The organism is Pseudomonas sp. REB1044 (assembly GCF_038813925.1).
Classification (GTDB): Bacteria; Pseudomonadota; Gammaproteobacteria; order Pseudomonadales; family Pseudomonadaceae; genus Aquipseudomonas; species Aquipseudomonas boreofloridensis.
In genome coordinates this window covers 4,038,879-4,061,086 of the sequence record NZ_CP046139.1, presented here as the reverse complement: position 1 = coordinate 4,061,086, position 22,208 = coordinate 4,038,879, and the positions used below count along the sequence as shown (strand labels likewise).

The window sequence follows — 22,208 nt, the reverse complement described above, 5'->3', positions numbered from 1 at the left end:
GGGTCATCTGACCCTGATCGCGCACTCGAACGTCTGCACCGGTTGCACTTCAGGCGCCCACGGTTGTTGATAGACCAATACCAGGTTGCCATCTCCCGGCGCGCTGGCCTGGAAACGCCAGGTGGATGTCCCGGCAACGCCGACCAGACCGCTTTCTTCAGGGCTGCTGTACACCTCTGGACCGAGGCTGCGCAGCACGCTCGAAGCGGGATCCTTGACCTGCCAGCGGTATCCGGTAGTCGGATTGCTGGTCAGGGTGAGGGTCAGGTTCTGGCCTGGCGCCAAGCGCTTGGGGCATTCGCTCTCGGCGTCCAGTTCGACGGTCTGCCGGGACTGCTGGGCGCAGGCGGTCAGCAATGCAAGGCTCATGGGAAGCAATAGGCGGGGGAGGGTCATGGTGTCTCCTCAGGCGACGATGGCCTGAGGATAACCGAAGCGTGTGGGCCTGTGGGGCCGGCGCGCGGCCCCGGCCGATCAGAACAGCACTTTCGCCACGTCGGCGAAGCGTTTGGCGAAATGCACCGTCAACCCCTCGCGCAGGTACGCCGGCAGTTCCTCGAAGTCGCCCCGGTTGGCCTCGGGCAGGATCAACTCGTGGATTTTCTGCCGCCGTGCAGCGATCACCTTCTCGCGCACGCCGCCGATGGGCAGCACCTGGCCGGTGAGGGTCAGCTCGCCGGTCATGGCCACGCCCTTTTTCGGCGCCTGATCGCGGGCCAGCGACAGCAGTGCACTGGCCATGGTCACGCCTGCGCTCGGCCCATCTTTCGGCGTAGCCCCTCGGGTACGTGCAGGTGAATGAAGGCCTCATTGAAGAAGCCCGAATCGCCACCGTATTGCTTGAGGTTAGAGCTGACATAGCTATAGGCGATTTCGGCGGACTCTTTCATCACATCTCCCAGCTTGCCGGTGAGCTTGAAGCCGCGATTGAGGGTGTGCACGCGCGTCGCCTCGATCGGCAGTGTGGCCCCGCCCATGCTGGTCCAGGCCAGGCCTGTGATCACGCCTTTGCCCGACAGCACCTGTTCGCTGCGGAATACCGGCATGCCCAGTGCCGGTTCCAGTTCCTTGGGACCGATCTTGAGTTTGGCGTCAGGATTGTCCAGCAACTTGACCACGGACTTGCGCACCAGTTTGCCTAGCTGTTTTTCCAACTGACGCACGCCGGCCTCGCGGGCATAGCCCTCGATCACCAAGCGCAGTGCGCTGTCTGAGATGCTCAGGCTGGTCTTGGCCACGCCCGCTTTGTTCAGTTGCTTGGGCCACAGATGGCGCTTGGCGATGGCCACCTTCTCTTCGGTGATGTAACCGGAGAGGCGGATCACTTCCATGCGGTCGAGCAGCGGGCCGGGGATCGAGTCGAGGGTGTTGGCGGTGCAGACGAACAGCACCTTGGACAGGTCCAGGCGCAGGTCCAGGTAATGGTCGAGGAAGTCGACGTTCTGCTCTGGATCGAGGGTTTCCAGCAGCGCCGAGGCGGGGTCGCCCTGGTAGCTCTGGCCCATCTTGTCGATCTCGTCGAGCATGATGACCGGGTTCATCACTTCGACGTCCTTCAGCGCCTGCACCAGTTTGCCGGGCTGGGCGCCGATGTAGGTGCGGCGGTGGCCCTTGATCTCGGCCTCGTCGCGCATGCCGCCGACGCTGAAGCGGTAGAACGGCCGGCCCAGGGATTCGGCAATGGACTTGCCAATGCTGGTCTTGCCCACGCCGGGTGGGCCGACCAGCAGCACGATGGAACCGCTGATTTCACCTTTCCAAGCGCCGACGGCGAGGAACTCGAGAATGCGCTCCTTGATGTCGTCGAGACCGGCGTGGTGTTGGTCGAGCACTTTGCGCGCGTGCTTGAGGTCGAGCTTGTCCTGGCCATAGAGGCCCACGGCAACGCGGTGGCCCAGTCCAGGTAATTGCGGGTGACGGCATACTCAGGCGAGCCCGTCTCGAGAATGGCCAGCTTGCCCATTTCCTCGTCGATGCGTTTTTTCGCCTGATCGGGCAGGGTCTTGCCTTCCAGGCGCTGCTCGAACTGTTCGAGGTCGGCGCTGCGGTCGTCCTTGGTCAGCCCCAGTTCCTGCTGGATGACCTTGAGCTGCTCCTTGAGGAAGAACTCGCGCTGGTGCTCGCCGATCTGCCGGTTTACCTCGGCGGAGATTTCGTTCTGCAGGCGCGCGACCTCCACTTCCTTGCGCAGCATCGGCAGGACTTTTTCCATGCGTTTGAGCATGGGCACGCAATCGAGCACTTCCTGCAACTGATTGCCGGTGGCCGAGGTGAGGGCCGCGGCGAAGTCGGTCAACGGCGAAGGGTCGTTGGGACTGAAGCGGTTGAGGTAGTTCTTCAGCTCTTCGCTGTACAGCGGATTGAGCGGCAGCAGTTCCTTGATGGCGTTGATCAGCGCCATGCCGTAGGCCTTGACTTCGTCGTTGGGCTCGGTGGGCTGACGCGGGTACTCGACTTCCACGAGATAGGGCGGGCGGTGATGCTTGAGCCAAGTGCGAATGCGCACACGGGTCAGTCCCTGAGCGACGAACTGCAGCTTGCCGCCCTCGCGACTGGCATGGTGGACCTTCACCAGGGTGCCGTACTCGGGCAGCGCCTTGGTGTCGAAGTGCCGGTGGTCTTCGGCTGGGGTGTCCATGAAGAACAGCGCGAGGGTGTGATGATCGGTCTTGGCGACGAGGTCGAGGGTTTCCGCCCAGGGCTCTTCGTTGACGATCACCGGCAGCACCTGCGCGGGGAAGAACGGGCGATTGTGAATGGGGATCACATAGACTTTGTCCGGCAGTTGCTGGCCGGGCAGGGCGAGGGCATGGCTGGTACTGGACTTGGCGTCGATATGCTCGACTTCGTCGTGCTCGTCGGGGTGATCAGGAAAATCCTGCTGGTCGCTCATGGGGCACCTGCGTGAATGGCTATGGTGCTTAGATGGGGCGAATGGTCCTGGGTTTCAAGCGGTGCGCGCTTGGCGCGCAGAGAGTGTCAGATTTTTTGTGTGCGGGCCGATAACGGCCTGCCGTCAGGCTGGCCATGCTTTTACCAGGTCGGCCTGATAAATCGATCTCCGTACAGCATCGCGAATTGATTCATCGCATTTTTCCAGTCATGGGCCGCTGAGCCCCAGTTTGCCGTGATGTTCCGCAGCCCCAGCCAGATCAGCTTGGTGGCGGCCTCATCCGTTGGGAAGTGACCACGCGTTTTGATGATCTTGCGTAGCTGGGCGTTGATGCTTTCGATCGCGTTGGTCGTATAGATCACTTTTCGAATGCCTGACGGGAAGACAAAGAATGGAATCACTCGATCCCAGGCTCTTCTCCATGCCGCAACTACCGTTGGGTACTGTTTGCCCCAAGGGCCGTTTTCAAAGGCATCCAGTGCCTGCTCAGCCGCCTCGGCGTTGATGGCCTGATAGATCGGCTTGAGCGCTTTGGCCAGATCACGACGCTTATCCCACGCTGCATAATCGAGACTGTTGCGGATCAAGTGGACGATGCATGTTTGCAGCGTGGTGGCCGGAAACACGGCGCTTAGCGCCTCTGGCATCCCTTTGAGGCCGTCGGTGACGGCGATCAGCACATCCTCAACGCCGCGCGTCTTGAGGTCATTGAAGACCTTCATCCAGAACTTCGCACCTTCGGTATTTTCGATCCAGATCCCGAGAATATCGCGCGTCCCATCGGGTAGAACGCCCAGCGCCAAGTAAATCGCTTTGTTGCGCACAAGGCCTTCTTCGCGAATCTTGACTCGTAGTGCATCAAAGAAAATGACCGGGTACATCGGCTCCAGCGGCCGCTGTTGCCACGCGCCGATTTCCTCCATCACCTCGGCCGTGACCGAACTGATGAAGTCATGCGAAACATCCGTTCCATACTGCTCGGAGAGGAATGCGCGAATTTCCCGAACGGTCATGCCTCGGGCATACATGGCGATGATCTTGTCATCGAAACCGGTATAACGGCGCTCGTGCTTGGGAATCAGGATGGGCGCAAAACTACCGTCTCGATCACGGGGGATATCCAGCCGCAGCGGCCCCTCTCCAGTCAGAACCGTCTTGCCAGTCCTGCCATTGCGCTGATTGGTTTCATCCTCTGGGCGCTGCGCGCCCGGCAGATACCCCAGGTGGTGACTGAGCTCGGCGTTCAAGGCCCGTTCGATCAACGCCTTCTTGAATGCCGCAGAGGCATCTTCGATAGCCTCCGCAGTCATCAGGCCCTCACCGAACTGCTCGAGCAGCTCCTTGGGGATTTTTGGTAGGTCACGCAGGGGTTTCTTCTTGGTTGGCATACATGCACCTCTTGCTCATGTTATGCCCGAACACAAAATTTCTGACATACCCGGCGCGCACCGAGCCGCTCGCAGCTCGCTGCGAGCTTCAAGCTGCAAGCGCCAAGCGGCAAGAAAAAGCGGGACCGCGCAGGCCCCGCTTTTGCTATCCAGCTTGCAGCTTGCCGCTCGCTTACAAGCCCGCGCGCTAGTGCGCGAGCTTGTAAGCGATGATGTAGTCGCCCATCCGCGTGCCCAGCGAGCCGTGGCCGCCGGCGACGATCAGCACATACTGCTCGCCATCCTTGCCGGTGTAGGTCATCGGTGTCGCTTGGCCGCCGGCCGGCAGGCGGGCGCTCCACAGCTGCTTGCCGTCGTTCACGTCATAGGCGCGCAGGTACTGGTCCAGCGTGCCGCTGAGGAAGCCCACGCCACCGGCAGTGACGATCGAACCGCCCATGCTCGGCACGCCCACCGGCAGGCCGATCGGCACCGGGGTGCTGTCACGGGTGGTGCCGTTCTTGTGCTTCCACACCACCTTGTGGGTGAACAGGTCGATGGCGGCCACATAGCCCCAGGCCGGAGCCTGGCACGGTACGCCCAGCGGCGACATGAACGGATGCATGGTCACCGCGTAAGGCGCACCCGTGTTCGGCTGGATACCGCTGGTTTCGCTTTCACGCTTGCTGTCGGCGGCGACCTGGTCGCGCGGGATCATCTTCGACACGAACGCCATGTAGTTCGGCGAGGTGAACAGCAGTTGACGTACCGGATCGACCGACACGCCGCCCCAGTTGAACACTCCCACGTTGCCCGGATACACCAGCGTGCCCTGCTCGGACGGCGGGGTGTACTGACCCTCGTAGCGCAGCTCGCGGAACTGGATGCGGCACAGCATCTGGTCGAACGGCGTGGCGCCCCACATGGCCTGCTCGGTCAGTTCAGGGCCGAGCAGGTTGAGGTCGGAACGGGCCTGGGTCGGTGCGGTGAAGTCGCCTTTGACGGCACCCTGCGGCACCGGAATCTCGCGGATCGGCACGATCGGCGTACCGTTGCGGCGGTCGAGCACGTACAGGCTGCCCTGTTTGGTCGGCACGATCACGGCCGGCTTGACGCCGTCGTCGGTCTTCAGGTGGACCAGGGTCGGCTGGCTGCCGACATCCATGTCCCACAGGTCGTGGTGAGTGAACTGGTAGTTCCAGCGGGCCTTGCCGGTGGCCAGGTCGAGGGCGACGATACCCGCGCTGTACTTCTCGGCGCCTGGCGTGCGGTCGGCACCGTACTGGTCAGGCATCTGGTTGCCCAGCGGCAGGTAGACCATGCCCAGCTCTTCGTCGACGCTGGCCAGCGACCACATGTTGGCTGAGTTGCGGCTGTAGGTCTTTCCAGGCGCCAGCGGTTGGGTGTCGTCGGGGTTGTTGCTGTCCCAGTTCCACACCAGGTGACCGTCGTGCACGTCGTAGGCGCGAATCACCCCGGACGGCTCGTTGGTCGACTCGTTGTCGGTGACATGACCGCCGATGATCACCAGGTCGCGGGTCACGGCCACCGGCGAGGTGGAGTAGTAACCGCCGGCGGTGAACGGACCGATGCCTTGGGTCAGGTCGATGGCGCCCTGGTTGGCGAAGCCTTCGCAGACTTTGCCGTTGTCGGCGTTGATGGCGATCAGGCGGGCGTCGGCAGTGGGCAGGTACAGGCGGCGCGGGCAGGCTTGCGCCACGGCCTGGCCGGCGGCGGAAATGGCCGGCACGGGGCTGCCGTCACGGCTGACGTAGCGGTTTTCGTCGTAGTACGACACGCCGCGGCAGGTCATATGGGCGAAGCCCTTGAAGGTGCCCACCGAGCTCTTGATCTGCGGATCGAAGCGCCAGATTTCGGCACCGGTGTCCGGGTCCAGGGCCAACACCTTGCTGTGCGCGGTACAGGCATAGAGCATGCCGTTGACCTTCAGCGGGGTGTTTTCATTGGTCAGCTCGACCGGGTCGTTGTCGCTCGGCAGATCGCCGGTGCGGATGCGCCAGGCTTCCTCCAGCCGATGGACGTTCTGCGCAGTGATCTGACGCAGCGGCGAGTAGCGGTCGCCGAACTCGGTACGACCGTAGGCCTGCCAGTCGCCATCGGGCATCGAAGGCGCAGCACTGGCCATTTCGCTGCTGTCGCGCCCCAGTTCCCCGGCAATTTCCCCGGGATGGGTGAATTGGCTGGCCAGGGCGCTGGCGCCGGCGGCGACCACCGCCACGCCGAGCAAGGCGCCGTTGACTGTCGACGCCGGGCCGCGCAGGGAACGACGTGCCCATGGCAGCAGCAGGATCACGCCCAAGGCGAACCACAGCGCCAGGCGCGGCACCAGTTGCCACCAGTCCAGGCCCACTTCCCACAGTGCCCAGGCCGTACTGGCCAGCAGCACGGCGCCGTACAGGCCCAGGCCGATGCGACGCAGCGCGATCAGCAACACGCCCGAGAGGGCGAAGCCGATACCGCCGATCAGATAATACAGCGATCCGCCCAACTGGCTGAGCTTGACGCCGCCGGCGATCAGGGCGAGGCCCATCAACAGCAGCAATACGCCGATCAGGCGCGGTAGCCAGCGGGTTCCAGAGGTAGCACCGTCAGTGCTCATCGTAGCTTCTCCGTTCATTCAAGGTGAGGTTCAGAAACTGCTTTGGATCTTCACGCCGCCGACCAGTGCATCGTCGACCCGCGACACCCCGCCCGGATGGCGGATGTACTGCAGGTTCGGGCGCACGGTGAGCCAGTCGGCCAGATGGATGCCGTAGTAGAGTTCGGCGCTGTATTCGGTGTCCTGGACAGGTAGGAAGCCAGGATTGTCATAGTCGTCCACGGCGTTGACCTGGTTGGCCAGGCGGGCGTTCTTGCGGTAGGCGGGGTTGACGTGCACGCGCGCCAGGGCGAAGCCGATGTCGTCCTTGGCACGGACGTCGAACGGTCCCTTGTACACCACACCCGCCTGAACATAGTTGTCGATGACATTGGTCTTCTTGTCGTGCATCGTCGCGTTGGCGAACAGGCTCAGGCCGCGCGAGGCGTCGGAGGCGAGCGAGGTCACCTGCTGTTGGGCACCGAGCCACAGGCCATGCTTGCTGGCGCTGCTGCGGTAGGCCTGGCCACTGAGGGCAGCGGGCTGGCCGTTGCGGTCTCGGTAAACATCCTGTGCCTTGGCATTACTGTAGTAGTAGCCGGCGCGATATTCCCCTTTCAAGCCATTGACCTGCGGGCTCCACACCAGTTCTATCGGCATCAGCGCGCCTTGCGTACCGCTGCCGCTGAGCTTGAAGCCGTTGCCGGTGTCCAGGTTGGAGGGGTTCTGCTCGAACACGCCGACTTGGGCGTAGAGGTCCTCGTGTAGGTTGTATCTGACACGCAAGGCCCATTGACTGACCGGCCAGTTGTACCAGATGCCACCGACCCAGTTGCCCACCTGCGAGCCGCAGAACGCCAGGTTCTGGAAGTCGCAGGGGAAGCTGTTGAAGTCCTCGCCTTCGCCGAAGCGGCCGACCTTGATGTCCAGCGCACCGTCGAAGTACTTCTGCTTGAACCACATCTGCGTCAGCCGCCAGGTCTGGCCACGGCCCCAGACTTCCTGGGCGGAGGTGAAGCCGCCGACGCGCGGGTCGTTGATGCGGTCGTTGCTGATGTTGCGGCCACTGCGCTCGGTGACGGTGAGCTGGAACTCGCTGGCTTGCCAGCCGAGCAGTTTCTGCAGGTCGAAGTGGGTGCCCAGGGTGAATTGGTCGCTGTAGCGCGCGGTGCGGTCATGATCGAAACCGCCATGCAGGTTGCTGCCCATCTCGCCGGTGTAGCCGAGGGTGAAGTCGTAGCCTTGTTGCTGCAGTCGCTGGCGCGCGCCGCCCCAGTCGCCGAGCATCCAGGGCGAGTCGGCGGAGAACGGCGCCTGGGCGCTGGCAGGCGTGGCGAAGCTGGTCAGCAGGACCGCCAGGGCGGTGCCGGGGAGTCGGTATTTCGGCAGTTGGAGCATGAGATAGCGCTGTCTTATTGATTATCGAAAAAACGCAAGCGCATCAAAGAGTTGCTCTCTTCGATGTTGATGGCTGCAAGGAGTGATGAGTGAAGCGTTTCAGCGTGCGGCGGGGAGGATATAGAGGAAGCGAGCGGAAAAAAAGACAAAATGTCGCAGGGGATTGTTGTGACCCGTGTAACAGTCGACTGAAAGGGGGACCTGTTCCCGCCACGGGGCAGGAACAGGGATTGGCGTGCCGAATGCCCGGGTCTCAGAAACGTGTGGTCAGGCCCACTTCGACGCTGCGCCCAGGTGCCGGGGCGATGTCACGCAGGATCGAGCTGGCGTAGCGCACGGTCTGGTTGGTCAGGTTTTCACCGCGCACGAAGGCCAGCCATTGGCTTTGACCGATATCGAAGTGGTAACCCACGCTGGCGCCGAGGGTGGTGTAGCCGTCGGTGCTGGTTTCATTGGCCGGTTTACGGTGCTGCGCGGCGGCATGCTGCACATCCACACGCGCTTGCCAGCGGTCCAACGCCCACAGCAGCCCGCTGTTGACCCGCAGCGGCGCGATGCGTGGCAGCGGCTCGCCAGTGTCGAGGTTCTTGGCGCGGGTATAGTCGCCGGACAGTTCCAGGGCGAAGCTGCCGTAGCGGTTCTCCAGCAGCTTCCAGTGGTCCTGGGCTTCGACGCCGTAGAAGCGTGCGCGCACGCCCGAATAGAGGTATTCGGGAATGGTCTCGTCGTCCTCGCCTTCGCGCTGGATACCGCTGGCTATCAAGCCGATGTAGTTGCGGAAGTGACTGTAGAACACTCCGACGCTGCCTTTATGGGTGCCGTTGTCGAAGCGCAGGGCCAAATCGCTGGAAATGGCTTTTTCCTTATTCAGGTTGGGGTCGCCGACTTCATAGGTGCCGGTCGCCACATGGGCACCGTTGGCGTACAGCTCGTAGAAGGTCGGTGCGCGTTCGGTGTAGCCCAGGCTGGCGGCCAGCGCCCAGACCGGATCGAGCTGGTAGACCGCGCCGGAGGACAAGCTCGCCGCATTGAAACTGTTGGTGCTGTCGGCATCGACGAAACGCTCGTTGCCCTTGCCGTCCGGATCCACCCGGGTGTGTTCCAGGCGTGCGCCCAGGCTCAGGTTCAGGCGTTCGGTGGCCTGCCACTGTTCGAGCATGAACACGGCCAAACTGTCGGTATCGGTCTGCGGTACGAACGCCTCTTCACCCAGGGCCGAGAATTCGTTACGGCTGACTTGGGCACCGATCACGCCTTCGACCGGCCCCAGCGGCTGATGACGCGCTTCGATGCGGGCCTCGTAGCCTTTGTTCTTGAAGGTGGTGCCGACTTCGCCGTCCTCGATCTCGCGGTGCTGGTACTCGGTGTATCCCGCGTCGACCTTGACCGAGCTGAACGGCCCTTGCAGGTCGCGCAGTTCGGAGGCGAAGGCATAGTGGTCCTGCTCCATGTCCAGACGCACGCCGGGCTCGGCCACCGAGCCGTAGTTGCCGTCATAGCGGCTGTAGGACAGGCCGGCATAGCCATGATCCCACTGGTAAGAACCGCCGATGGCACCGCCGTCCTGACGACCGTCACTGTTCTCCAGACGGTGTTTGGAACCGGGGTCGTCGGCGTCGCGCACCTTGCTGCTGCGCGCGTAGCCGGGAATGCGCAGGTCGTTGAACTGGCGGCTGTTGGCATCCAGGTGCAAGGCGAAGGTGCCATCACCCGCTTCCAGTTTGCCGGCGCTGCTGCGCGTGGTGTCGGCGCCGCCATAGCGCAGTTCGCCTGCGCCGTGGATGCCGTCGATGGGCGAGTCGGGAATGCGGTTGTCGAACGTATTGATTACCCCGCCGATGGCGTTGCCGCCATACAGCAGTGCCGCGGGGCCACGGACGATCTCGATGCGCTCGACGTTCACCGGGTCCAACGGCACGGCATGGTCGTAGGACAGCGACGAAGCGTCCAGCGCGCCGACGCCATTGCGCAGGATGCGAATGCGGTCGCCGTCAAGACCGCGGATCACCGGACGGCTGGCGCCCGGACCGAACCAGGTGGAGGCGACGCCAGGCTGCTTGTTCAGGGTTTCGCCCAGGCTGCCTTGCTGTTGCTGCAGCAGGGTGTCGCCTTCGAGCACGGTGCTGGGGCGGCGAGCTGACTGTTGCCCAGCGGGTTGGCGGTGATCACCTGGGGAGCGAGTTCCACCGCCTGGCCAGGCGATGAAGCCAGCCACAGGGCGATGGCGAGAGGGGAAAGGTGCAGAGGTTTGGACAGCATGGTGAAGTGACGTTCCTTGGCAGAGGATATGTATTGATACAATATAACATTGCCATTTCATCACGACCCTATTGTCTCTGGCCAGGAATTTGTGTACGCCTTCGTCAAGGCGTGTATGAAAGTGCCGGCGCGCGGGCGTTGGGCGCCGAATCGACCGCCACCGGCCGCCTACACTGGTGTAAGGTGCGCATCTTTGGACAGGAGCGCTGCATGAGCACGGCCCAACACACTGCGTTGCACGGCAAGACACTGGAGCAGATCCTCACCGAACTGGTGGCCCATTACCAATGGCAGGGCCTGGCCGAGCGTGTGGATATCCGCTGCTTCAAGAGCGATCCGAGCATCAAGTCGAGCCTGACGTTTCTGCGCAAGACGCCGTGGGCGCGGGAAAAGGTCGAGCAGTTGTACGTCACGCTGCAGCGCCGCAGTTGAGGTGGCCGCATCCTTGGCTGAGCGTGGCGGCCTGGCTGGGTTGGACAGGGTTGGCGGTGCAGTTGTATCTGGTGCTGTGGTCGCGCTGGCAGGAGCAGGCCAGCTTGATCGGCGGCCTGATCAACCTGTTCGGTTTCTTTACCGTGCTGAGCAACACCTTGGTGGCGACGGTGTTGAGCTATGCCGCCTTTGGCCGCGAGTCGGCGGCGCGGCGTTGGTTCCTGCGCCCGGCCGTCAGTGCCGGTGTGCTGGTGAGTATCGTGCTGGTGGCGTTGGCCTACAGCCTGCTATTGCGTAACCTCTGGCACCCGCAAGGCTGGCAGCGCCTGGCCGACGAGTTGCTGCACGATGTGATGCCAGGGGTGTTCGCGTTGTACTGGTGCCTGGCGGTGCCCAAGGGGCACTTGCGGCTCTGGCACTTGGGCGCCTGGACGCTTTACCCGCTGCTGTATTTCCTGTTCATCCTGTGGCGCGGGCATGAGATCGGGGTCTATCCCTATCCTTTCGTCGACGTCGCCAGTCTCGGTTACGCCCAGGTGATGCTCAACGCGTCGGGCGTGCTGGCAGGGTTCTGGGCGATCGGCCTGGCGGTACTGGGCGTGGACCGCCTGTGGGCACGGCGACACGCCTGATCAGCCGCCTCATTCATCATCCGCCGCGCCATCCGCTCGCCAGTAGGCGGCCGCTTTCAACGCGTCTTCTGCAACCCCTTTGTCCAGCAACAGCGCCTTGACCTGGCGGGTCAGCGTTTTCTCCAGTGCCACCCAGGCATACAGCCGGCCTTGCGGCAGTGCCAGATGCTCGACGAAATCAGCCACGTTTTCTGCCTGGCGCCGCAGCCAAATCACCTCTACCTGGGCCTGGCTCGGCAGCGCCTGGCGCTCCTGTTCATCCTCGATTTCTATCACCGCCAGTACCCGACGCCCGGCCGGCAGGGTTTCCAGGCGCCTGGCGATGGCGGGAATCGCGGTCTCGTCGCCGATCAGCAGGTAGCTGTCGAAGATGTCAGGCACCACCATCGACGCGCGCGGCCCAGCGATGTCGAGGGTCTGGCCGGGTGCAGCTTGGGCGGCCCAGGTGGAGGCGGGGCCGTCGCCGTGCAGGACGAAATCGATGTCCAGCTCCAGGGCCTGGAGGTCGATGCGCCGCGGGGTGTACTCGCGCATGGTCGGCCGCACGCTGCCGTCGCGGCCCAGGCTGCGGGTGTCGATCGCCTGCTGTTGCTCGGGGTGCAGCCGAACAGCACCTTGACGTGGTCGTCACTGCCCAGGCTGGTGAAACCAGCCAGTTCCGGGCCACCGAGGGTGATGCGGCGCATGCGCGGAGTCAGGTCGGTAACCCGCAGCACGTGCAGGTGGCGTTGGCGGATTTCGTGGTTGACGCGGTGGATGGTATCGCTCATGGGGACCTCGGCGTTCCGGTCGCTCTCGGCGCCCCCCCAGCTCAGCGGCGCTGAAAAGATCGTGGGGTTCACGCCCGTTGACAACGACCCTGGGTGGAGAGACGTCGCGACAGCTTACGCCACCGATATCCAGGCTCAAGCCTCAAATGCGGATGATTATCATCTGTTTTTTCGATGCGTAAGACCGTTCAGCGCAGGGCCAACCGCGGCGCCTTGCATTCATTGGGGTTTCCCGGCTCCAGATAAGGCATGAGGATTGGTGCCATGCCCTTGAGCACCTGTACCGGCAAGGCCGAGGTGAACGTGAAGGCTTCGGCGCTGGGGCCGGGAACGAAGGCCGTGAGCGTACCGAAGTGGTTATCGCCGAGGAAGAACACGAACGTGGCGGTGCGGTTGAGCGAGCGCGAGGCGATCAGTCGCCCGCCCGCGCCGTAGCTTTGCAGACGGTTGTCGCCGGTGCCGGTCTTGCCGCCCATCACCAGCGAGGTGCCGTCTTGCAGCTTGAAGCTGCCGGAGATGCGCCGCGCGGTACCGGCATCGACCACTTGCGACATGGCGCCTTTGAGGGCGCGCGCTACCTCCACCTTGAGAATGCGCCGGCCCCGGTCTGGGTCGCTGACGAGCTGGGTTTCGTAGGGGGTGTCGGCGGCGAAATGCAGGGTGTCGATACGCAGGGTCGGCAGGCGCACGCCATCGTTCTGGATGATCCCCACCAACTCCGAGAGCGCGGCAGGCCGGTCGCCCGAGCTGCCGATGGCCGTGGCCAGCGACGGCACCAGATGATCGAACGGGTAGCCGACGCGTTTCCAGCGTTGATGGATGTCGAGGAATGCCTCGATCTCGACCATGGTGCGGATGCGGCTGTCCCGTGCGCCCTGATGGCGACTCTTGAACAGCCAACTGTAAACCTCCTGGCGCTCGAAGCGGCTGGCCTTGACCATGTCGGCGGCGCTCGCACCTGGGTTGCGCAGCAGATAGCCCAGCAGCCACAGGTCCAGTGGGTGCACCTTGGCAATGAAACCTTGGTCGGGCAGGTCGAACTTGCCGGGACCGTAGGCCGCGTACATCTCGGCCAGGCGTCCGTCGTTGAGCCTGGCCATGGCGGCCTTGTCCTTGGCGGCATGGGCGCGCACGAAGGCGTTGAAGGTGTCCTGGCTGGCGTCGGGGAACAGGTAGCGATGCACTGCGGCCAGGCGCTGCGGGGTCACGCGCATGCTATCGAGGAAGGTGTCCAGGCGCTGCTGGGAGGTCTTGCGCTGGTACTTGCGCCAGAAACGCATCAGGTAGTTGGTGCCTTCCCGGTCGGCGAAACGTGCCAGGTATTCCTGGCGACGTGGATCGGCATCATCCTTGAGCAGCGGCTCGCGGTTGTAGGGCTGCTGGTAGGTGACGTAACGCACCAGGTCGCGCATCAGGCGGATGAAGGGCAGGTTGATCGACTCGCGCAAGGCGTCCTTGAGGCTGGGGTTGCGACCGTTGTCCTCGCGGCGAAAGTTGTTGAAGCGGTGCAGACCGCCGCCAGTGAAGAAGGCTTCGCCGGTGTTGGCCGAATAGGTGCGCTCCAGCGCCGCATCGAGCATGGCGTCGAGGTTCTGATCCTTGTTGTTCTGCATCAACCACTGCAGCGACCACTGGCTGATGCGGTCCAGATCGGCCACCGGCACTTTGCGCAGATCGGCCACTGACTTGCCGGCGTACTGGTCGTGCAGCTCAGCGATGATTTCCAGATAGGTGGTCAGTACCCGCAACTTGGCGGTGGAACCCAGTTCCAGCTTGCTGCCCTCGTTGATGTCGAACGGCTGGTTGGTGCTGTCGGTCTGCACCCTGACCCGCGAGCCATCGGCGGTGCGCTCGAACAGGGTGAAGCTGTAGCTGACCTGGTCGGTGGTGCGACTGGTCAGCAGGCGCTCGCCGATCAGGCCCATCTGCGCCGCGAACGCGGGGTCGGCGAGGTTCTTCAGGTACTGGCTGACCTGGGTCTGCAGCTCGGCCTGCAGGGTGCTGGTGGCCGACAGGTCGAGGCGGTCGAGGTCGTACAGCGGCCGATCGAGCATGGCTGCCAGGCGGTTACGGGCCAGACTGATGCCCTTGTTGGTGACGATTGGCACGATGGTCGGCTGCGCCACCCAGTCGCGGTAGACCGCCTTGCTCGCCAGCGCGGCCTCGGCCAGCGGGCGGTCGACGATGGCGTTGGCGGCGAGCACACGGATGTGCGCATCGGTCAGTTCGGCCAGTTCTTCTCGACCCTTGGACAGGTAATGGGAGGGCCGGCGCTGGGCGATCATCAGCGACAGCACCTCGCGCAAGGCCAGGCCGCGTGCAGCCAGGCTCTGCGCGTCCGTGGCGCTGGCGGCCAGTGCCTGGTTCACCTCGGCGAAATCGGCGCCGTACCAGACCCGCAGTCCTTCGGCCAGACCATGCACCTCGCCGTGCCCAGGCACTGCCGACAGCGGCACGCTGTTGAGGTAGTCGCGCACGATGCGCTGGCGCGCCACGGTGGTGTCCGTACCGCCCTGATAAGCGCGCACGCTGGCGGAAATCATCTGGCGGATTTTTCCGCCCCGCTGACCGTCAGACCGTCCGGCGAGTGGCGGTACTTTTCCAACTGCGTGGCCAAGGTGCTGCCACCGGCCGACTGCCCCGGCAGGGCCAGGTGCTTGGCCACCTGGCTGTAGGCGGCCTTGGCGAAACGCGGCCAGTCCACCGCCGGGTTGCTGCGCGGGTTGCTGGGGTCGAGCAGGTCACGGTTCTCGATGAACAGCAGGCTGTTGACGATCACCGGCGGTATGTCCGTGAAGCGATCGTACAGGTACTGGGGATAACGGTACTGGTAGAGGGCATCGCCACGGCAGTCGGTGATCGACAATCCGGCCTGGTCCTTTTCCACGTAAGGGACGAACAGGCCGTGATCGACATAGCGCATCAGCGCCGGGGAGAAGCGCACCTGTTCGCTGATCAGGTAGTCGCGCTTGAGCAACCTTGGCAGGAACTGGCCCAGGGCACTGTAGCCCAGGCGCTTGTCGAACGGGCCGTCGCCTGGGTAGACGATGGCGTCGCTCGGGCCGCGCTCGAGCGAATAGGTGAGGGTACTGGCCAGCGCGCTGAACTCGCGCGATTGCAGTTGCGAAGTCTGCACCTCTTCACGCACGGCCAAGCCCGCTGCCACCAAGGCCACCAGCACGATCAGAACGATCAGGCGCCACCACAGGCGGCGTTGACGAGGCGTCTTCGGCTGTGGGGCATCGGCCAGAGGTGGTTCGGTCGCTTGGGTGCTGCTCTGTTCCGAGTGCCACAGTACGCCCATAGTGTTCCAGTCCGGCCAGGTAGTTTCGTCTTGCTTGTCTGAAGCTTAGACGCTGACCGGGTTTGGTGAAAAATTTGTCATGGGGTGTGGGACGGGTATGCCTCAGGCGGCGATTTCGCTGTGCGGCTCGAAGCTGTCGGCACGGGCGAGCTGCCACATCCGCGAGTAGAACTGGCCGTCCACTTCGCCGGTCAGCAACTCGCCGGGCTTGAGGAACACGTGCATCTGCGAGAACAGCTTGATCTCGGTTGCGCTGATACGCCGTACCAAATGCTTGGCCTCCAATTGCGCCGGATGCTCGAGGCCGGCGGCGGCCAGCATTTCGGCCAGCGTGCGCAGGGTGTTGTGGTGGAAATTGAGCACACGCTGGGCTTTGTCCGGCACCACCAGCGCGCGTTGGCGCAGGGTGTCCTGGGTGGCGACGCCGGTGGGGCATTTGTTGGTGTGGCAGCTCTGCGACTGAATGCAGCCGATGGCGAACATGAAGCCGCGTGCCGAGTTGGCCCAGTCGGCGCCAATGGCCAGCACGCTGGCGATATCGAAGGCGCTGACGATCTTGCCGCTGGCACCGAGCTTGATCTTGTCACGCAGGTTCAGGCCCACCAGGGTGTTGTGCACGAACAGCAGCCCCTCGCGCAACGGCACGCCGATGTGGTCGGTGAATTCCACCGGCGCTGCACCGGTGCCACCTTCCTTGCCGTCGACGACGATGAAGTCGGGCAGGATGCCGGTCTCCAGCATGGCCTTGGCGATGCCCATGAATTCCCACGGATGGCCCAGGCAGAACTTGAACCCGACCGGCTTGCCGCCCGACAGCTCGCGCAGCGTGGCGATGAACTGCATCATCTCGATGGGCGTGGAAAAGGCGCTGTGGCGCGAGGGCGAGATGCAGTCCTCGCCCATGGCGATGCCGCGCGTGTCGGCAATTTCCTGGGTGACCTTGTGCTTGGGCAGGATGCCGCCGTGACCGGGCTTGGCGCCCTGGCTCATCTTGATTTCGATCATGCGCACCTGTGGGTTGGCCGCCTGTTCGGCGAAGCGCGCCGGATCGAACTGACCGTCGGCGCTGCGGCAGCCGAAGTAGCCGCTGCCCAGTTCCCAGACCAGGTCGCCGCCGTGTTCGCGGTGGTAGGGGCTGATGCTGCCCTCGCCGGTGTCATGGGCGAAGTTGCCCAGGTGCGCGCCTTGGTTGAGGGCGCGGATCGCGTTGGCGCTCAGTGAGCCGAAGCTCATCGCCGAGATGTTGAAGATCGACGCCGAGTAGGGTTGGCTGCACTGCGGCCCGCCGATGTCGATGCGAAAGCTCGCCGGATCGGCCAACGGTGCCGGACGCATCGAGTGGCCGATGAACTCGAAGCCGGACTCGTAGACATCGATGAGCGTGCCGAAGGGTTTGTCCGAGGCCTCGTTCTTGGCCCGGGCGTAGACCAGCGAACGCTGGGCGCGGGAGAAGGGCAGCGCGTCGCTGTCCGATTCCAGCAGGTACTGGCGGATCTCGGGGCGGATGCCCTCGACCAGGTAACGGATGTTGCCAAGGATCGGGTAATTGCGGCGCACCGCGTGGCGCGTCTGCAGCAGGTCGAACAGGCCAAGCAGGCTGAGCACGGCGGTGGTCAGGGTGAAGGGCCACAACCATTCGTGATGCAGGAAGGGCAGGCTGGCCAGGGTGAACAGCACGCACCCGGCGAACACAGCGTAACGGCTCAGAAGTGACAGACTCATGCGAAATTCCCTTGCGAATGCTTCGGTCGAACCTCGACCTTAGCCCGCCGCGGCAAGCATTGGCCAGTCTGAGGTAGCACGAGCAAATGAAATCTTCGGTATCAAAAATCATTCTCAAAATATTATGTTATAAAGTATCTCTTTCTATCCGAGGGTTACTTCCATGAAAGCAGGCATCCATCCCGATTACCGCCCGTGCTGTTCCACGACACGGCAGCGGACGCATTCTTCCTGATTGGCTCGACGGTCGAGACCGACCGCACGCATCGGCACACCGATGGCCAGACCTACCCCTACGTGGCGCTGGATGTGTCCAGCGCATCGCACCCGGTGTACACCGGCCAGCAGCGTAAGACCACGGTCGAGGGGCGTGTGGCCGGGTTCAACAAGCGCTTTGCCGGGTTTGCCGGGCAGGCGAAATAAGCGCGCACCCGCCGCCGCGTCGAGCCGGTCAGGGATTGCGTATCGGGGCGCCGCGCAGCACGTGCTGGCGCCACGCGTTTTGCTCCTCGCCGGTGGCCTCGACCAGGCAGCGGAACGTACCGCCTGCTCGCACCGCCACCGGTACGCCGTCGCGGTAGAGCAGGCGATTGGCGCTCAGCGCTGGCAGCTTGGTGCCCGGCAGTAACGTGCCGAGCAGATTCAACGGGTCGCTGCCGCTGACCATCACCCCCTCACCCTTCGCCTCGCGCCGGCGTACCTGGCGCAACGAGGCCACGGCTTCGGGCAGGGCGAATTGCTCGCCAGCGAGCCCGGCGATGAAGCGACCGCCACGGATTTCCCCGCGCGCTTCCAGTCGGTGATAGCAGCGCAGCAGATCGCGCCAGGGCGGCAGCAGTTCGCTTTCACGCTCCAGCAGGCGCCAGCAGATCACGCCATAGCGGCGCAGCAACACGCGGGCGATGTACTCAAGGCGCTCGTCGTTGTCCTGTTCGAGGCTGCCACGGCGCAGCAATGACCAGCGCCCGGCCTGGAGCATGGGGCTGGCGAAGGACGCATGGCTGCGCCGGCCATGCCGCGCGGTGCGCCTGCCCACGGGCGTGATCAGGCTGCGCAAGCCGCTGAAGCCGTCGGCTGCGGCCAGTCCTGAGCCGACCAGTTCCTGCAGCGCCGTCTCCAATTCGCTGGGCAACAGGCGCGCCTCATCGACGAGTTCGTCGAAGAACAAGGCGCCGTGCGCCTGCAAGGCCTGGTGCACGCGCTGCGCCCGCGGCCCCAGCGTGTCGGGATCGGCGCCGCAGGTCAGGCTGCGCCACAGGCCCAGGCGTTCGCGTGGCAGCAACACCAGCGGCGTGCTCGACAGCGTGCTGCTCGACACGCTACCGGTGAGCCGGGTCCAGGCCCACTGACCGCTGCGGCAGGCGTCATCCAGCCAATGTGGGCTGTAGTCGCCGATACGGGTGGGCAGCACGTCCGCTTCCCAGGCCCCGGCCGCGCAAGGGAAGCCTTCGAGTTGCGCCAGTACCACGGTCACGGCCTGGGGACCGCGCAAGCGTTCGTCGACGCTCAGGTGCTGCCAGTCGAACAGAAAACGCATGAAGTCCTGCAGGCTGACCGGCTCGATCTCCCGACGCAGACGCTTGACCGTATAACGATGAATCCGCGCCAGCAGATGCCGTTCGCACCACTGCAAGGCCGGTTGCGCGGGGCTGAAGTGTCCGCGCAGCAGATAGCCTTCGCCTTCCAGTCGTGCCAGGCCCTGTTCCACTTGGGTTTCGCGCAGACCCAAGGGCTCGGCGATCTGCGCCAGCGTCTGTGGGCCGAAGCCACTGAGGCGGGCGCGCAGCAACTCGCACAGGGCGTCGTCGGCAGCGACAGGCTGGTCGAAGCCCGGCAGGGCCTGCACCGCAGGCGTCAGGACGGCGCCGGGGTACAAGGTCGTCAGCGCCTTGAGTCGCTCACGGGGCAGCCACAGTTCTAGGTCGGCCGTCTCCAGGCGACAGGCACGCCCCCCGTGGGTCAAGTCCGCAAGCAGGGCGTCCCAGCCTGGGTTGGCCTGCACCTCGTCGGTGGTGAGCACGCCCAGGCTCATCAGCGCTTCGTGCAGTTCATCGGCGTCACGCGGCTGCGGCCAGGCCTCGATTGCGACGGCGTGAATCGCCTCGGCATCCAGGGCGCCCAAGTCATCGGCGCTGTGCACGTCGCTCCAGCGTCGATTGAGCACCGCCTGGGTGCGCCGTTCTTCCAGCGGCGCGTCGTCGAGAAAGGCATAGGGCCGCGCGTTGAGGATGGCCGAGGCCAGGGGCGACGGGGCTGGCAGATCACGGGCGAGCAAGCGCACTTCGCCGCGCTCCATGCGCCGCAGCAAGGCCAGCCAGCCCTCGCTGTCCATGGCGTCGTGCAGGCAGTCGTCCAGCGTCTGCTGCACCAGAGGATGGTCCGGCACCTGGCGTTCGCCGACCAGGTTTTCCACGCAGGCGATCTGGTCGGGAAAGACCGACGCCACCAGGTCTTCACTCTTCATCCGCTGGATCTGCGGGGCCACTTTGCGCCCGCCGACGTAGCGCGGCAGCGCCATCGCCGTGGCAGCGTTCCAGCGCCAGCGCACACCGAACAGCGGCGCGTCGAGCAGCGCCTGGATCAGGATCGACTCGGCGCTGCGGCTGGAGAGGTAGCGCCACACCTCGTCCAGTTCGAAGCTATGGCTGGTGGACAACGACAGCACGAGGGCATCTTCGCTGGCCGCCGCTTGCAGCTCGAAGTTGAAGGTGCGGCAGAAGCGCTTGCGCAGGGCCAGGCCCCAGGCGCGATTGATGCGGCTGCCGAAGGGGGCGTGAATGATCAGTTGGGTGCCGCCGGATTCATCGAAGAAGCGCTCCATCACCAGCGTCTGCTGCGAGGGCAGGGCGCCGAGCACGTGCCAGGTCCGCCCCAGGTAGTCGAGCAACTGACGGGCGCTGTCCTCGCCCAATGCGTAATGCGTCATGAGCCAGTTCAGGGCGGCGTCGGGGTCGTCGGCCTGGCGTTGCAACTGCGCATCCAGGCCCTGTTGCAGACGTGCCACCGCCGCCGACAGCTCGTCGCTGCGTCCCGGCGCTTCGCCGATCCAGAACGGGATGTTCGGCGCCAGCCCCTGGGCGTCTTCGACCCGCACGCGGCCTGGCTCGATCCGCAGAATGCGGTAGGAGGCGTTGCCCAACTGGAAGATGTCGCCGGCGAGGCTCTCCACCGCGAAATCCTCGTTGACGCTGCCGATGTTCAGCGCCTGGGGCTCGAGCAGCACGGCGTAGTCGGCGGTCTGCGCAATGGTGCCGCCGCTGGTCAGAGCGACCAGCTGGCTGCCACGCCGACCGCGCAAGGTGCCGCTGACGGCGTCGCGGTGCAGGTACGCGCTGCGCACACCCTGGCGGCTGTTGTAGCCCTCGGCGAGCATGCGCAGCACCGCCTGGTAGCGTTCATCGCTGAGCGCGGCGTACGGCGTGGCTGCGCGCAGGCAGTCCAGCAGCGCCTGCTCGGGCCACGGCTGGTTGCTGACTTCGGCGATGATCTGTTGGGCCAGGACATCCAGCGGGGCTTCTGGCAGGTGCAGGGCATCGAGCTCGCCACGCTGTACGCAGTCGAGCAGGGCCGCACATTCGATCAGGTCGTCGCGGGAGGTCGCGAACAGTCGGCCCTTGGGAGTGCCATCGACCTGATGCCCCGAGCGGCCCACGCGTTGCAGGAAAGCAGCGATGGAGCCGGGCGAGGCGATCTGACACACCAGGTCGACCTCGCCGATATCGATACCCAGCTCCAGCGAGGCGGTGGCCACCAACAACCGCAACTCGCCGGCTTTCAATCGCTGTTCTGCCGCCAGCCGGTGCTCCTTGGCCAAGCTGCCGTGGTGGGCGGCCACCTGGTCCTGGCCGAGGCGCTCGCTCAGGTGGCGGGTCAGGCGCTCGGCCAGCCGTCGGGTGTTGACGAACACCAGCGTGGTGCGGTGCTCGCGGGCCAAGGTGGCGAGGCGGTCGTAGACCAGGTCCCAGACATCGTTGGCCATTACCGCACCCAGCGGCACCGGCGGCACCTCGATGGCCAGGTCGCGCGCACGGGTATGGCCGACGTCGACGATGGCGCAGGGTCGTTCATGCCCGACCAGGAACTGCGCGACCCGCTCGATGGGACGTTGCGTGGCCGACAATCCTATTCGCCGCAGCGCCCGTCCGCTCAGGGCTTGCAGACGCTCCAGGCTCAGCGCCAGGTGGCAGCCGCGCTTATTGCCGGCCAGGGCATGGATCTCGTCGACGATCACCGTGTGCACCTGGGTCAGCCCGGCGCGCCCGGACGCCGAGCCAAGCAGCACGTAGAGCGACTCGGGCGTGGTCACCAGGATGTGCGGCGCGCGCCGGCGCATGGCGGCGCGGTCTTTCTGAGGGGTGTCGCCGGTGCGCACGGCGGTGGTGATCTGCGGCGCGTGCAACCCCAGGTCGGCGAGCGTCTGGGCAATGCCTTCCAGCGGCGCCTGCAGGTTCAGGCGGATATCGTTGGACAGCGCCTTGAGCGGCGAGAGGTAGACGACTTGGGTGTGCGCGGGCAACTCGCCGCCGAGCGCCAGGCCTTGGCGGAACAGTTCGTCGAGCACGGCGAGAAAGGCGCTGAGGGTCTTGCCCGAGCCGGTGGGGGCGGCCAGCAGCATCGACTGCCCGGCGTGGATCAACGGCCAGGCGCGGGCCTGGGCAGCGGTGACCGTGGCGAAGCGTTGCCCGAACCACTGGGCCACCGCGGGGTGGAACAGGTCGAGCGCCGGGTGGTGCGATTCGGGCAGGTTCATGCCCCGTTTATGGCGACTGAACGCCCGCTTGGCAAGGGGCCGTTCGTCTGGCTTGAAGCGTACGGGGCCTTTTCGGGTATCC

8 protein-coding genes and 5 pseudogenes are annotated in these 22,208 nt (G+C 64.7%); 3 read left to right on the top strand and 10 right to left on the bottom strand.

Annotation, left to right across the window (positions count from 1 at the left end; all coding sequences use genetic code 11):
• Positions 1–3 precede the first annotated feature (3 nt).
• From GKC70_RS18490 to GKC70_RS18465, 6 genes and pseudogenes are all read right to left on the bottom strand, one after another.
• Positions 4–396 carry a protease inhibitor I42 family protein gene (locus GKC70_RS18490; RefSeq protein ID WP_029614103.1) on the bottom strand — a complete coding sequence of 131 codons (393 nt, stop codon included), beginning with the start codon at positions 394–396 and terminating at the stop codon, positions 4–6.
• A 78-nt stretch (positions 397–474) separates the two neighbouring features.
• A pseudogene (gene lon, locus GKC70_RS18485) lies at positions 475–2,893 on the bottom strand (endopeptidase La).
• Positions 2,894–3,033: 140 nt separating this feature from the next.
• Complete coding sequence (locus tag GKC70_RS18480) at positions 3,034–4,281, bottom strand: IS256 family transposase (protein WP_342648746.1); 1,248 nt, start codon at positions 4,279–4,281, stop codon at positions 3,034–3,036.
• Positions 4,282–4,468: 187 nt separating this feature from the next.
• Positions 4,469–6,880: a glucose/quinate/shikimate family membrane-bound PQQ-dependent dehydrogenase gene (locus GKC70_RS18475; protein ID WP_342649517.1), complete on the bottom strand. Its 2,412-nt coding sequence runs from the start codon at positions 6,878–6,880 to the stop codon at positions 4,469–4,471.
• Positions 6,881–6,910: 30 nt separating this feature from the next.
• Positions 6,911–8,257: a carbohydrate porin gene (locus tag GKC70_RS18470; RefSeq protein WP_304483973.1), complete on the bottom strand. Its 1,347-nt coding sequence runs from the start codon at positions 8,255–8,257 to the stop codon at positions 6,911–6,913.
• Between the two features lie 253 nt (positions 8,258–8,510).
• Positions 8,511–10,516, bottom strand: a pseudogene (locus tag GKC70_RS18465) (TonB-dependent receptor).
• 210 nt (positions 10,517–10,726) lie between these two features.
• On the opposite strand from GKC70_RS18465, the gene GKC70_RS18460 reads away from it, so the two are divergent.
• On the top strand, positions 10,727–10,948 hold the full coding sequence (locus GKC70_RS18460) for a VF530 family protein (RefSeq protein WP_116887687.1): 222 nt from the start codon (positions 10,727–10,729) through the stop codon (positions 10,946–10,948).
• Complete coding sequence (locus GKC70_RS18455) at positions 10,945–11,580, top strand: Pr6Pr family membrane protein (RefSeq protein ID WP_342649516.1); 636 nt, start codon at positions 10,945–10,947, stop codon at positions 11,578–11,580. Before GKC70_RS18460 ends, GKC70_RS18455 begins: the two co-directional genes overlap by 4 nt.
• Before the next feature lie 9 nt (positions 11,581–11,589).
• On the opposite strand, the pseudogene GKC70_RS18450 reads toward GKC70_RS18455, so the two are convergent.
• The 3 genes and pseudogenes from GKC70_RS18450 to GKC70_RS18440 all read right to left on the bottom strand — a co-directional run bounded on the left by GKC70_RS18450 (position 11,590) and on the right by GKC70_RS18440 (position 17,376).
• Positions 11,590–12,350: pseudogene (locus tag GKC70_RS18450) on the bottom strand (siderophore-interacting protein).
• 188 nt (positions 12,351–12,538) lie between these two features.
• Positions 12,539–15,654 (bottom strand): annotated as a pseudogene (locus GKC70_RS18445) (transglycosylase domain-containing protein).
• 102 nt (positions 15,655–15,756) lie between these two features.
• A complete protein-coding gene (locus GKC70_RS18440) occupies positions 15,757–17,376 on the bottom strand; it encodes an FMN-binding glutamate synthase family protein (protein ID WP_342649515.1) in 1,620 nt (539 codons plus the stop codon).
• Positions 17,377–17,539: 163 nt separating this feature from the next.
• Here GKC70_RS18440 and GKC70_RS18435 point away from each other — a divergent pair.
• Positions 17,540–17,799 (top strand): annotated as a pseudogene (locus GKC70_RS18435) (type B 50S ribosomal protein L31).
• A gap of 28 nt (positions 17,800–17,827) precedes the next feature.
• Here GKC70_RS18435 and GKC70_RS18430 read toward each other — a convergent pair.
• Positions 17,828–22,126 carry a DEAD/DEAH box helicase gene (locus GKC70_RS18430; RefSeq protein WP_342649514.1) on the bottom strand — a complete coding sequence of 1,433 codons (4,299 nt, stop codon included), beginning with the start codon at positions 22,124–22,126 and terminating at the stop codon, positions 17,828–17,830.
• Positions 22,127–22,208 lie beyond the last annotated feature (82 nt).